Annotated in this window: 10 protein-coding genes, 1 tRNA gene and 1 pseudogene; 3 read left to right on the top strand and 9 right to left on the bottom strand. The window is 33.8% G+C overall.

Annotation, left to right across the window (positions count from 1 at the left end; genetic code table 11):
• Positions 1–7: 7 nt before the first annotated feature.
• Together D5J18_RS07535 and D5J18_RS07530 are read left to right on the top strand one after the other, a co-directional pair.
• Positions 8–325: a hypothetical protein gene (locus tag D5J18_RS07535; protein WP_119058390.1), complete on the top strand. Its 318-nt coding sequence runs from the start codon at positions 8–10 to the stop codon at positions 323–325.
• Positions 326–530: 205 nt separating this feature from the next.
• Positions 531–1,274 (top strand): phage head morphogenesis protein, encoded by a 744-nt coding sequence (locus D5J18_RS07530; protein WP_165844988.1) that lies wholly within the window; start codon positions 531–533, stop codon positions 1,272–1,274.
• Here the strand turns inward: D5J18_RS07530 and D5J18_RS07525 are convergent.
• The 6 genes and pseudogenes from D5J18_RS07525 to D5J18_RS07500 form a co-directional block, all read right to left on the bottom strand.
• Positions 1,267–2,043, bottom strand: coding sequence for an immunity 49 family protein (locus D5J18_RS07525; protein ID WP_119058388.1), 777 nt, complete (start codon positions 2,041–2,043; stop codon positions 1,267–1,269). The genes D5J18_RS07530 and D5J18_RS07525 overlap by 8 nt on opposite strands.
• 1 nt (position 2,044) lies before the next feature.
• On the bottom strand, positions 2,045–2,377 hold the full coding sequence (locus D5J18_RS07520) for a hypothetical protein (protein ID WP_119058387.1): 333 nt from the start codon (positions 2,375–2,377) through the stop codon (positions 2,045–2,047).
• A gap of 142 nt (positions 2,378–2,519) precedes the next feature.
• A complete protein-coding gene (locus D5J18_RS07515; RefSeq protein WP_119058386.1) occupies positions 2,520–2,720 on the bottom strand; it encodes a hypothetical protein in 201 nt (66 codons plus the stop codon).
• A 922-nt stretch (positions 2,721–3,642) separates the two neighbouring features.
• A complete protein-coding gene (locus tag D5J18_RS07510; RefSeq protein WP_119058385.1) occupies positions 3,643–4,695 on the bottom strand; it encodes a sialidase family protein in 1,053 nt (350 codons plus the stop codon).
• 2 nt (positions 4,696–4,697) lie between these two features.
• Positions 4,698–7,509 (bottom strand): annotated as a pseudogene (gene uvrA / locus D5J18_RS07505) (excinuclease ABC subunit UvrA).
• A gap of 348 nt (positions 7,510–7,857) precedes the next feature.
• Positions 7,858–8,538, bottom strand: a complete 681-nt coding sequence (locus tag D5J18_RS07500) for a metal-dependent hydrolase (protein ID WP_119058384.1) — start codon at positions 8,536–8,538, stop codon at positions 7,858–7,860.
• Between the two features lie 381 nt (positions 8,539–8,919).
• On the opposite strand from D5J18_RS07500, the gene D5J18_RS07495 reads away from it, so the two are divergent.
• Positions 8,920–9,513: a Smr/MutS family protein gene (locus D5J18_RS07495; protein ID WP_119058383.1), complete on the top strand. Its 594-nt coding sequence runs from the start codon at positions 8,920–8,922 to the stop codon at positions 9,511–9,513.
• A 375-nt stretch (positions 9,514–9,888) separates the two neighbouring features.
• On the opposite strand, the gene D5J18_RS07490 is transcribed toward D5J18_RS07495, so the two are convergent.
• The 3 genes from D5J18_RS07490 to D5J18_RS07480 all read right to left on the bottom strand — a co-directional run bounded on the left by D5J18_RS07490 (position 9,889) and on the right by D5J18_RS07480 (position 13,189).
• Positions 9,889–9,961 (bottom strand) — tRNA-Met (locus D5J18_RS07490).
• Positions 9,962–10,311: 350 nt separating this feature from the next.
• Positions 10,312–11,397: a DUF5074 domain-containing protein gene (locus D5J18_RS07485; protein ID WP_119058382.1), complete on the bottom strand. Its 1,086-nt coding sequence runs from the start codon at positions 11,395–11,397 to the stop codon at positions 10,312–10,314.
• Positions 11,384–13,189 (bottom strand): TonB-dependent receptor, encoded by a 1,806-nt coding sequence (locus D5J18_RS07480; RefSeq protein WP_165844987.1) that lies wholly within the window; start codon positions 13,187–13,189, stop codon positions 11,384–11,386. The genes D5J18_RS07485 and D5J18_RS07480 overlap by 14 nt, the downstream gene beginning before the upstream one ends.
• Positions 13,190–13,297 lie beyond the last annotated feature (108 nt).

Raw genomic sequence — 13,297 nt, 5'->3', positions numbered from 1 at the left:
ACATTAAATGTTAGAAACTATTTTAGGAATACTTACTTTTATTTCATTTGCCGTTCTTGGCTTAATTGCAATGGCTGTTGTTCTGTTTGTAATTGGATTATGCTTTTTAGCTTTTGGCTTTTCAATCAAAAACGGCATTTATGGTGTGGTTCATTTACATAAAAAGAAATGGTTTTTAATCCTTCAACTGCCGTTTCTGATAATCTATAGTGTATTTATTTACCATGAAGGAATAAAGGCTATACCTGTTGTTTTGCTTTTATTCATTTTGGTGACTGGTGTTTTTTATGCTATTCAGAATTTATTTTTATCCAGTAAAAGATGATTTACTTTCCTGCTCTCGAATGTCATTGAGTTGGGCAAATTTCTCTGCCCATTCTTCATCATTCAATTCGTTGGGATTTATCCCTAAATAATATTGCATCAATGTATCTGTATAGCCTATCCAGTTGGACTCAAAGTCTCCTTTTGAGTCCTCTATAACTTTTTTAGTTCAGCGTTTTTAACTTCAATAATTCTATCTAATTGAGGTGCTACGCCCAGCAAATAGCTATCAGTATTTCACTGCCGCCGTAGATGTGGGGTATAACTCTACTTTTGAATTTTATAGCAAAGAATTAGCCGCCAATCTATACGCCAATATCGCACAATTCTCAGCTTTTAAAGCGCGGTCTTTTGAAAAATCTCTAACCGAAGCCTTATGGCACAAAGGTGATTTTATTTCTTGGAATGAATTTAAAAAAGTTGGTGCATCTATAAATCAAGACTACAATAAAAATTGGCTAAAAACAGAATACCACCAAACCGTAGCGACGGCAAATATGGCGGGTAAGTGGCAAGATATTCAACGTACCAAGGATTTATACCCTAACTTAAAATATGTAACCGTAGGCGATGAACGTGTACGGGCTCAGCATCGTGAATGGGACGGCATCGTATTATCCATAGAACACCCGTGGTGGAAAACACACTATCCGCCCAACGATTGGGGGTGCAGGTGTGATGTGGAACGTACAGACGACCCCGTGAGCTCCCATATCCCCAACGGACAATTAAAAGTGGAGTTTGAAAATAATGCCGCTCAGAGTGGGAAGGTTTTCAGCTCTTCTATTTATTTAACATCTGGCGGTTTTAATCCAGAAACAATTGAAAAAATTATTGACTGGGGGAATGAGATGTATAAGAAAACAATTATAGAGGCTAAGGTTTTAAAGGAAAAAGCCAAATTAATTGCCCCATACAAAACAAATTATATATTTTGTAAATTTACTTAACTTCATCTTTCAAAAAATCATAAGGTATTTCGTAATTATCTAATGGTGCAATTGGTAATATTTCTTTTGGCACTAAAGAACTATTTACTTCAACTTCTACTCCCTGCCTCCAAGCTAATTTTGCATAACCTAATGCAGGTTGAGAAATATACTTATTTAAGACTAAATTATCGTTTCTCTTTTTATGGATTTTAGGGCTAACTAATTGCTCCAATAATTCTTCACATTTAGCCTTATCTTTTGCTAAAAGTGCTTTATAAAATTCATAATCAATTTTTAACTCTTGTTGGTTTTTGGGGAGCTTTGGTAAGGTTAAAGTTTCAATAATATTTAAGTTTCTTTCTACTCCTTGAACATCATTTACCATAAAGAACTGAATTGTATTACACCAAATTGCACTTTTCCCCATTAATACATTCTCGTCCATACTTGGCATTCTACCCCAAGCTTTATATCTTAGAGTTGAATAATCTTTGATTAATTCATTATTATCACTTAAAATAGGAAATGTGACGGCTGACAATTCATAATCAAACATATTATTATTAAACTTCTCAATGCGTAACTTATCTAATAACGAAGCAGTACAAAAATGTTGTTTTGCTTTTGATATATTCCTATTCAAAATTTCGTAAACTGCCCAGTCTCTTTCTAAAAATCGAAAATTTAGAGACATTGGATCTGCATTTTCAAAATCATTCTCTATATGATTTAACCATTTATATTGTCGACTTAGAGAGTTTTCTATATCTTTTTTTAAATCTTTCATATTAAAAATCTTTACCTAATTTTAAAAAGTTTATTTCTCCTTTAGTTTTATCAACAGCTACCACATATTTTTGAATAAAACCTTTAGGGGCATCTAATATTGCTTCTGATGTTTGTTTTTGTAAACCATCAAGTGTACTTAACTTTTCACGAGCAATATATCTCAACCAGTCCTCAGTCATTTGAACTGGTAGTCGGGTATTTGGGTTTCCTTTATTTAATCTCACAGATCCATTCGCATTCATTTGCTTGGCATCAATAACAATTATTTCGCTAGGGTTAGAAATATCTCCCTTATACTTTAAGGGAAAAACCAAATGTAAAGGAATATACATCAAATTGCTTTAATTAACTTTAATGTAATTTAAATAAATTTGATTTTAATTTAAAGTAACGTTATATGTTAAGTTCAAAATTGATTATATTTTGATTAAAATTTTTGATTAAATTTTAATTTTAAATTTTCAACTTCTGCTTCTAAGTCGTAGAGCTTATTGTACATATCCGCGGGGTCTGGGAGATTTCCAAATCCGCTTGGATGGACTCCGCGGCTTCATCAATTTCAGCTTCTTCTTTGACCGCTTTAGCTAGTTGCTTAGCTTTAGCTTTCAAAATGTTTTCGCTTAACCCTAAATGCGCATATTTAGTTTTAAGGGTTTTTAGGATGATTTCAAACATAAATTAGACTTTTTTATTAATTATTAGCACAAAAATGCGTCGATATAATCGGTAATAAATAAAAGTTGTTACGATTTTAGAAAAGCTAGGCGTTGCCTAGTATCTCTTTTTGGTTTTACTAGCTTTTTACACCCTCTTTTTTGTCAAGCGGTAAGTTGAGCTTTAATAACTCCCTGTTCTTCTCAATCCAACTAGGAGGGGATTTTAAACGGCTAATTCTCTCTTTATTTTTTTCTAGCCATTTTTTATAACTAAAATTTTCGGTCATAAAATCGTCTTATCACATATAAGAAAACCCCTTAAAAGGCTTTATATAAGCTGTTTTGGGTACTTTTAGGGCATAAATACAAGTTTTGTACATTTCGTTTTAAACAAAAAAAGAGGGCAAATAGCCCTCAATCCCTTTATACAAGCCGTTTTCATCGGCTTTTCTCTCTTTCTCTATTCTGTACTTTTTGTTTTATGCCCCTTAGTTTCAATTGTTTTTCTGTTATTGTTCGTTATTTTAAATTTCACTCTTTCTTTCTTCGGACAGCCTCCTATTCCAAGGTCTCATTATTTATAATTGTATCTTTTGAAAATACCTAAATCATAAATGTTTGAATAGTGTATTGATATTCTTTGACAAGTTTTTTTACGCATGAACTTTTTGGAGTTCCATAAAAGATCTTTTCTTAATATTTAAAATTCTATAATCGTTTGGATGCTTAGTTTTAAGCATCCGGTGTAGATTATATCTAGACTTAAAATGGTCCGATTTAAGCTCCCCAGTTTTAAAATGAATAAAAAAACTAATGAAATTCTTTCTTTATAGATTTATCTTATAAATTATAACATTGAATTTAATGGTTGAAGATATGTTATAGATTAATTTTCAATAAGATGATAGAATTATAATAAAAGTACTTATTTATTGATATTTTTAGTCATTAAAAACCCAAATGGCTGGTAAAAGTGAAAAAGAAATTTTTTTGTAGCCATCTTTTTCAAAAAGAAGAGCGAAATTACCGTCCCAAGTTTGTGCTAAAGAAGAATATGCACTGGCTCCAGGGTAGATAATTTTGCCTTCAGACCAGCTTTTACCTTGATTTGTACTGTATTTGATACCTAAATTTTTTCGGTCTTTTTGGTCATGTAAATTAGCAAATACCAAAGCCTTACTTTGAAAATCGTATAACATCATAGCTCCGTTACACGTTGGGTCTATCAAGTCATTTTTAACTTCATTTGAAATTAATTTCCCCTCTGGGTTAAATACATAAATTTTTCTCGCTCCTAAATCTCTCACTCGCGAATTTAAGAGAATATTCCCATTCGGTAAGGCTGTAATGTTAGTCTCATCAGCAGGAGCTACAGGCCCTGCAAACCTCTCCCAAGTTTTGCCGTGATTTTTGCTGGTAAAAACAAATACGCCTTCTTCTAAAGTCACTAAAGTCTGATAAATATTCCCGGCATTATCTTGCGTTGCTTGTCCCGATGTTATAAATCTGAAATATTTCTCTGAATTAGCCGGGGCAATATCATCTGTAATATCACGGGGCTGAGACCAAGTTTTCCCGTTGTCATGACTTACAATCACGTGATGACGAAAAATACCTTTGGCGTTGACCAAGTCCATATAATTGTAGAAGAGGAAAATGTCTTGAGTTACTCTATCCACTACCATACTAGCATCTGAAGCGGATTGCCCTTTGGGGAAATCAACAATGCGCTCTGCTGCCGTCCAAGTTTTTCCATTATCAAAGCTACGTTTCATGACAATGTTGATGTCATCATTGTATTTCAAGTCGCCACATTGGTTGAAGCGCTCATCAACCACGGCAATCAAAGTTCCATCTGGTGCAGTGACCAAAGAAGGGATTCTAAAGCATCCACCGTTCAAATATTTGGTGTCATAAAATAAATCTGCGTTGGCTGGAGTTGTCTGTGCTTGGGCAATAACTGCCGTAAATAATAGTAATAAAATCTTTTTCATTTTTATAAAAATTTACCTGTATAACTTTTTTTGTTCTTTTTTATTTCTTCTGGCGTTCCCGTAGCGACTACTTCTCCGCCTCTTTGTCCACCTTCAGGTCCCATATCAATTACATAATCTGCTACTTTAATGACATCAATATTGTGTTCGATTATCACGACAGTGTTCCCTAAGTTAACTAATTTTTGTATTACTTCCAATAAAATATTAATATCTTCAAAATGTAAACCTGTGGTCGGCTCATCTAAAATGTAAAAGGTGTTTCCCGTCTGAATTTTACTTAATTCTGTAGCCAACTTCACACGCTGTGCTTCTCCTCCACTCAGCGTCGTCGATTGTTGACCTAACGTAATATAGCCTAAACCAACCTCTTGCAACATTTTCACCCGACGATGAATTTTTGGAATCGGTTCAAAAAATTCTACGGCTTCATCTACATTCATATCTAAAACATCAGCAATAGATTTCCCTTTATACCTGACTTCCAAGGTTTCACGATTGAATCTCTTCCCATGGCAAGTTTCACAAGATACATAAATATCTGGTAAAAAGTTCATTTCAATCAACTTAAGCCCCGCTCCTTGGCAAGTTTCGCATCTTCCTCCTTTGACATTGAAACTGAAACGCCCAGGTTTATATCCTCTAATTTTAGATTCGGGTAATTCTGCAAATAGATTTCGAATATCTGAAAACACCCCCGTATAAGTCGCTGGGTTACTACGCGGCGTACGACCAATTGGAGACTGGTCGATATCAATCACTTTATCAATTTTTTCTAAGCCTTTAAATTTTTTGTACGGATATGGCTTTTGGATAGAATTATAGAAATGTTGATTTAGAATTCTATAAATCGTTTCATTAATCAACGTTGATTTTCCACTTCCCGAGACGCCACTCACCACCGTTAAAGCTCCCAAAGGAATTTTCACGTTTACATCTTTTAAATTATTGCCCGATGCTCCCATAATTTCCACAAAATCACCATTGCCTTTCCTTCGTTCTTTTGGGATTTCAATTTTTCGGATTCCGTTGATGTAATCTGCTGTTAAAGTCTTCGCTTTTACTATATTTTTAGGCTTACCTTGCCACACTACTTCACCACCTTTCACACCTGCTTTGGGACCCATATCTACCACATAATCTGCTGCTAAAATCATTTCCTCATCATGTTCTACGACTACCACAGAATTACCAATGTCACGAAGACCTTTCAGTGATTCTATCAATTTCACATTATCTCGCGGATGCAAACCGATAGAAGGTTCATCTAAAATGTATAAAACATTGACCAGCTGAGTTCCGATTTGTGTGGCTAATCGAATTCGCTGCGATTCTCCTCCACTCAAGGTTTTAGAACCACGGCTCAAGGTCAAATAATCTAAACCGACGTCTAATAGAAATTGTGTACGGGTTTTAATTTCTTTTAAAATTTCTCTAGCAATAATCTGTTGTTTCTCATTCAGGCGCTCGTGCAAGTGAGAAAGCCAATCATAGAGTTTGCCCAAATCCATATCAGCTACTTCTGCAATATTTTTTTTATCAATTTTGAAGTAAAGAGAAGATTTTTTCAATCGCTGACCTTCACATTCTGGGCAATTAACTAATTCTGAATAACGCCGACTAAGTGAATGTGATTTTTTGCTATCTTTATCATTAATAATTCGGCCTAAATAGGGGATAATTCCCTCGAAATCAATATCAAATGTTTTTTTTATCTTAGCTGCTTTCAGTTGCTTCTCTACCCGTTCGGTAATACCATACAAAATTTCATCACGTGTTTTGGTTTTTAAGTCCTTCCAAGCCGTTTTATCAGACTCTTCATTTTTACCTAAAATTAAGGCAATCTGATTGTTGATAAATTTCTTGTGTTTGATGTCAGCTAATGGCGCTATGGAGCCTTTGGCTACGCTCAAATTTTCATCAGGAATAACTTGATTTTCATCTACTTTTTTCATCGTTCCCAGCCCGTTACACTTTGGGCAGGCTCCTTTGGGCGAATTGAAAGAAAATGTATTAGGCTCTGGCTTAGGGTATGAAATTCCTGTGCTAGGACACATCATCTCTCGGCTAAAATACCTGACTTTATTATCTTCCATATCTAGAATCATTAGGATGCCGTCACCTTGGCTCATTGCTGTCTCCAAAGAAAGCAGTAGCCGCTCTTTTTGCACTTTATCATTCATCACGAGCTTATCGACTACAATTTCAATATCATGCGTTTTATAGCGATCGAGCTTCATTCCTGGCTCAATGTCTCTTATCTCGCCATCGGTACGAACTTCTAGGAAGCCTTTTTTATTAATTTGCTCAAACAACTCACGGTAATGCCCCTTACGTGCACGAACTACTGGTGCCAAAATCATGATTTTTTTCCCCTCAAACTGTTCTCGGATTAATCCCATGATTTCATCATCTGTATAGCTGACCATTTCTTCGCCCGTCTCAAAACTATATGCCGTAGAAGCACGGGCGAAAAGCAATCGCAAAAAATCATAAACTTCTGTGATTGTCCCCACCGTGGAACGCGGGCTCTTAGACGTTGTTTTTTGCTCAATTGCTACCACGGGCGAAAGCCCATCTATTTTATCTACATCGGGACGCTCCACCCCCCCCCAAAAGCTGACGTGCGTAGGCTGAAAAAGTTTCTATATAACGCCGCTGCCCTTCTGCATAGAGGGTGTCAAAAGCTAAAGATGATTTCCCGCTCCCACTCAACCCTGTGATGACGACCAATTGATCTCGTGGAATTTCTAAATTTATATTTTTCAGATTATGCTCTCGTGCCCCAAAAATCTGAATATTGTCATTTTCCATAGCATAAAACACAAAAATATGAAACTAATTTGGCAATGATGAATTTAAACTAATATATTTTAAGCCTTAAAAAATTTTGTGAGCATAAATTAGCTCGTAAATTATCGTAAATTAGCAAATACTTGTTGGCAAATCGGCATGGTTAATAATTTAACACAAAAGACTGAATGTCAATTTTTCACACAAGTTTTGTAACTCTTTAATTCAAACTCGGCTTTCATAATTCTCAAAATTCAACTTCTGCCTATCGACTAAGATTTTATCGCACAGCATAATAGAGAGATGAGTTTATCATTTTAAATCGGGTTAAAAATTTTATCCCCACTTAAGGGGCTTTTTTTTAAGGCTTTAGAAATTTAGAGATTCTCCTATTTCCAGTAAATTTAATTCAAACCCAATGGCTTCGAAGGTTTTCTTCGCTTCCTGTTTATCAATTTTTATTGGTGGGAAGGTGTCGTAATGGTAACCTAAAATATTTTTAGGCTTTATAAATTCAGCGGCTTTTGCTGCCTGTTTTGGCCCCATCGTGAAGTTATCGCCAATAGGTAATACGGCCAAATCCATCACACCATAAAGCTCTGGTATCAACTTCATTTCTTGAGTCAATGATGTGTCTCCTGCGACATAAATTTTCTTATCACCCAAAAAGAAAATATAGCCATTGGGGTTGCCTCCGTAAGTTCCGTCATCAAAACTACTGGAATGAAAAGCAATGGTAGAAACTAAACGCCCGAAAGGGAAATCAAAGGCACCTCCCGTATTCATACCGTGAGTTTCGATTCCTTTTTTCTGATAATAAGCGGCAATTTCTGCATTAGAAATGATGACTGCTTCTGTGTTTTTCGCTATTTTTTCGGCATCTAAAACATGATCTTGATGTGCATGAGTCAAAATAATATAATCTGGCTTAAACTTCTCTAAATCATAGTTTTCAACTAAGGGATTCCCCGTGATAAATGGGTCAACTAAAAGTTTATGATTTTCGGTTTGAATTTCTAAAGTAGCATGTCCGTGGAAGGTGAGTTTCATATTTGATTTTAATTTAAAATAAGTTAATCAGAGAGCAAAATTACGTAAAAAATCATTCCTGATATTTTTTCGAATGAATAAAACTGTGCTGTTTTTTCAAATTTCTAAAAAAAAGTTAATATTCTGATTTGATGGATTTAAATTTAGCTAAAACAATCAAAATAATGGGCTATAAATCAGATGGTTTTGGAGTGTTTGGTTTGAAGTTAAAATTCTTATTTTTTTGAAATTGTGCGTAATTCTTTCAAAACTATTTTGTAACTTGCCTCAAAGTTGTTTACAAACGCATTGAGCTAAAAGCAAATTGAATAAACTGATTTTCAGGTTTTTGATCAACTTTTTTTATGAAATAAACTACGGCTTACTAATTAAATTTAAGAAATGTTTGAATTCAAGAAAGGTGATGCGATAAAATTATTAGACGATAACATCAAAGGAATTGTAAAAAAAGTAGACGGTGAAAGTGTCTTTGTTGAAAATTCGTTTGGATTTTTAGAAGAATATCATGTTTCAGAAGTTTTGCCCGACGGCGAATTGGAAGATGAATTCCCTAGGGCGAAAGGGGCTTCTAAGCCTAAAGAAGTAAGGCTAAAAGAAACAAAAAAGAAAGATAATGAACTGAAAATCAGGAAAGAAAAAAATAAAATCAAAAAGAAAGGGCCTGCAAAGAAAATTAAAAAAATTAATAAACCTACTTTGGAAATTGACTTGCATTACAATAAATTGGAGTACATCAATCCGAACTTTAATATTGATTCTATTTTGGCAAAACAAATGGATTCTTTGCAAAATCGACTAGAAAAAGCTCGAGAAAATGGCTATGATAAAGTCATTGTGATTCATGGCAAAGGTGAAGGGGTTTTGGAAAAAAGTATTAAAAATTTCTGCAACAACCGAGGTTATGCTTTTTATGATGCAAATTATGAGAAATATCAAAAAGGAGCAACTGTGATTGAATTGCCTCTAAATCATTGATTTTTTTTTAGCATTTATATTGAATTTTCTATGGTTTTAGAAATTCTTCAAAAACTGCTTATTCTCTAATTCTGTTTTCGGCCTCGCTTGCAACGCTACAGAGCAGAATTTTTGACTCTCGGGCAAACGGTGCATTAATTGTTTTGAGCATTAAGTCCAACGAATTGAAACTATCAAAACAAATTCATTAAATGACGGGCTCTAAAGATTTTGGGAAAATTCCTAAAAATTAGACTTTGACGGGAAAATATATCGCCCCGCCCGAATGAACGTAATCGCAAACTATATCTTTCAGATAAATATTCAGATAAACAATGGATTACTCAAAAAAAAAGAATAGGACAAACGAAAATAAATTTCCTCTGTCCTATTTAGTAGCGGGAGCTGGACTCGAACCAGCGACCTTCGGGTTATGAGCCCGACGAGATACCGACTTCTCCATCCCGCGATTTGTACTGCAAATATACACATTATTTTTTTACTAACAAAAAAATCATGAAATTTTCTCTTTTAAGCCGTCATTCTTTAATTTTTCTCTCCTGCATAGTATTTCGGGAAAACTCTAAAGATTGATAGTCTTGCTAACTTTCATCTACTTTACTAGGCTCAAATCATCGCTGAGAAATTTGATTATCGGGCAAAAAAAAATTAGCTCTTAAATCTGATAATTTTAGAAAAATAATTACCCTCCCTGCAAATGTTGATTTCTATTTTTTTTAAAGCCTTAAAAAATTTCTCTTGAGGCTAAATTTTTTAAGGCTTAATTTTTTACCTCTGATGATGATTGATGCTGAATCCTTAATAAAGATAGAAGTCATTTACGCCTCGACCTCCCTTAAATTCTTTCTCTAAATTCCCATTATTATTATAGATATATACATCAGATGAGGTAATAAATCCATTGACATTTGACAAATATATTTTATTTTTCAAAACAGAAAAGCCATAGAAATTGCTCCAATCGTTTTTTTCTGTCTGAATGATGGATTCAGGTTGTGCATTTTTATTTTTTGTGTTGATTTTATAGACCTGATTACTCGTTGTGAAAAAAACTTGATCGTCATAATAATGATCTATATTCGTAGCGTAACTGTTGAAATGAAAAGTTTTAGAAATTGTGCCAGTACTTTTTTCTATTTGGTAGATTTCTCCGTTAATCTCTTCTTTGCACGCTGAGAAGTCATTACATTTACTTTCCCCATTGCTAAGTGCATAGAAGTATTTTCCTGTTCCCCAAGACATATCGCTAAAGTTTTTAGCTAAAACAATTTCATCTAATTTCTTCAATGTTGAAGCATCCAATTTCACAATTTTATTCCCAGTACTGAAATAGGACTGCTGCACGTAAATGTACTTCTCATTACTAAATATTTTCTCAATTTGCTCTGGAAACTCGATATTGGAATGAAAGCTAAAATCACCTTTCTTATACACAGAAACGTACCCATCCGATTGGCCAGCATATGTAGAGCGATTGTTAGTTACTAAGATATAATCATTGGTCACTGTAACATAACGTGGCAAGTTTAATTCTTCTGTAATGGTAAATTTAATTTTATGGGTTCCTTTTTCTAAAACTTCTACTTTATTAGAATTATTCACGACCAAATAAGTATAATCTTTATCTATAAAAGCGCCCTGTAAAACATCTCCTAGAAGTTTGTTTTCATTTGATTTTTTGAAGACATCTGTTTGCAGTTCTCCTTCATTTGTTAAAATATCAATAGATGCATTCGCAGAACCAAAATTTCCTTCATTTGAAATCAAAATTCCTGTCGAAACAAATTTTCCTGATGGATTTACAACATCGTCATCTGAATTTGTACATGAAAATACGGTAAATAATGCTACCGCAAAAACGGTCATTTTACTAAAATAGTTCATAATTTATTTTTATATTAAAATTTCTTTGTGGTTGGTATCTATTCAATATCGTTTGATAGATTTTATTATATATATTATTAATTCTAAAGGCAACGCCAAGTTTATTGTTTAAAAAAGTATACTTTAGCATCACATCACTCAGTAAATATTCCTTTACGCGAGCATTTTCTTCTTTCCCAAGCGAAAAATAAACATCATCGGTATAGCGATTGTTCCATCCAAGACTAAATTTTTGATACTGAAAAACAAAATTCAAACCAGCTTGAATGGGCGGAACGTACATTAAAGATAATTTTGTTTTCACTTCTTTGGCATCGGTATAGCTGAAGAACATTTTGGTCTTTGTCTTTATTTTAAAAAGATTGAATTCAGCCTCAGCATTTGCCTCTAATCCTTTGATTCTCACTCGATCAACATTAAATGCCTTCCAATATCCTTTATCTGCTGGCATCCAGCGAATCATATCTCTGATATTTTGATGGAATAAATTGAATCCTAGCTTTAGATACCTAAAATCAATACCAGAACTCAACTCATATGATTTAGAATATTCAGGTTTTAAGTCTGTATTTCCCCCTGGCTCAAAGTATAAATCATTAAAACTAGGTGCTCGAAATGAACTTGCGGCTTTTAACTTTAATTCAAAATTTTTTAAGGCTTGAAAATTAATCACCGAAGAGTACAAAAACGGTGACTCAAAATGTGTAACCCATTCTTTTCTAGCTCCTAATTCTAGTTGCAAATTTTTATAAGGCTTAAAAAATCCGTTGAAAGAAGTTTGAAATTCACGCCGAAAAGATTGCTTCATTGACGCATTTTCATCTGGCAAACTTTCCCGGTAAATCCATCCATTTTTCCATTTTAAATCTATTTTTTTTAAAGGCTTTAAATTTATTTGAAGATTTGTTATCAGTGATCCTACACCATTCCCGCTATTTTCTGTTTTCTTTATATTAGGGTAATATGTGTAATTTTCTTTTAAAAAACCAATTTCGGGGGTGATTTTTAACTTTTTCTGCTGAAATTCATAACGCAGCAAATGTCTTTGATTATAATTAAAATATCGACTTTTATTTTCTGTTGAAATAATGAGCGAAAAATTTCTTTTATCATTATAAAACTCATTGAAAAACAAAATTTTATGTTGATTATTAAAAAGGAAACCAAAATTTACACCCATATCATTTTTCCAAAAATCGGCATTTAAATTCTCATAATTTTTAGATGAAATTTTATAATCATTTTTTGATTGTTCTCTTGAGAATTTGACTTCAAAATAGCTGTTTTCATTCGCCATCAAGTGGCTGTAATCCAGCAATAAATGCTGATAGCTCCCATAGCCCAAACTTAATTTTTGAGTATTTTTTTTGCCAAACTTCGGTCGATTGCTTAAAGACACGGTTCCGCCGATGGCTCCGCTCCCATTCATGATTCCTCCAGAACCGTACTCCACCTGTAAATCATCTGCCGTAGCCCAACTTACTGCATTGAAATCTGTCTGCCCCAGTAATTGAGAATTAATATTGAGTCCGTTCCAAAGAACAGCGGTTTGTTGTGCTGTCGTCCCTCTGAAACTGACTGAACTTACCATGCCAGCACCGCTTTCTTTGAAAAATATTGGGGTTTGCTCTCTTAATATCTCAGTTAAACTTATCCCAATACTTTGACTTTTTACTGAATCTTTGATTTTTTGGATTTTATGAAAATGTTCTCGTAAATTTTTGTGATTCGCTTTCACTTCTATCGAATCCAAATCAATGCTTTGCGCTGATAATGAAATTGTTATGAGCAAAAAAAATATCCTTATCATTTCTTAAAAAAAGAGAAATTAAATTCCTCCAGCTCTTTTTTTTCAAAATTTAAAACTAATCTAGCTACCCCACGCACCGAATGAAAAAAA

The sequence above is a fragment of the Candidatus Ornithobacterium hominis genome (genome assembly GCF_900538215.1).
In the GTDB taxonomy this organism is placed as follows: domain Bacteria; phylum Bacteroidota; class Bacteroidia; order Flavobacteriales; family Weeksellaceae; genus Ornithobacterium; species Ornithobacterium hominis.
The sequence above is the reverse complement of the archived record's forward strand: the minus strand, read 5'-3'. Positions and strand labels throughout refer to the sequence as shown.

Coding starts and splice junctions, on each gene's coding strand:
- D5J18_RS07535 (WP_119058390.1), top strand. CDS start 8: ATGTTAGAAACTATTTTAGGAATACTTACTTTTATTTCATTTGCCGTT.
- D5J18_RS07525 (WP_119058388.1), bottom strand. CDS start 2,043: ATGAAAGATTTAAAAAAAGATATAGAAAACTCTCTAAGTCGACAATAT.
- D5J18_RS07520 (WP_119058387.1), bottom strand. CDS start 2,377: ATGTATATTCCTTTACATTTGGTTTTTCCCTTAAAGTATAAGGGAGAT.
- D5J18_RS07515 (WP_119058386.1), bottom strand. CDS start 2,720: ATGTTTGAAATCATCCTAAAAACCCTTAAAACTAAATATGCGCATTTA.
- D5J18_RS07510 (WP_119058385.1), bottom strand. CDS start 4,695: ATGAAAAAGATTTTATTACTATTATTTACGGCAGTTATTGCCCAAGCA.
- D5J18_RS07500 (WP_119058384.1), bottom strand. CDS start 8,538: ATGAAACTCACCTTCCACGGACATGCTACTTTAGAAATTCAAACCGAA.
- D5J18_RS07495 (WP_119058383.1), top strand. CDS start 8,920: ATGTTTGAATTCAAGAAAGGTGATGCGATAAAATTATTAGACGATAAC.
- D5J18_RS07485 (WP_119058382.1), bottom strand. CDS start 11,397: ATGAACTATTTTAGTAAAATGACCGTTTTTGCGGTAGCATTATTTACC.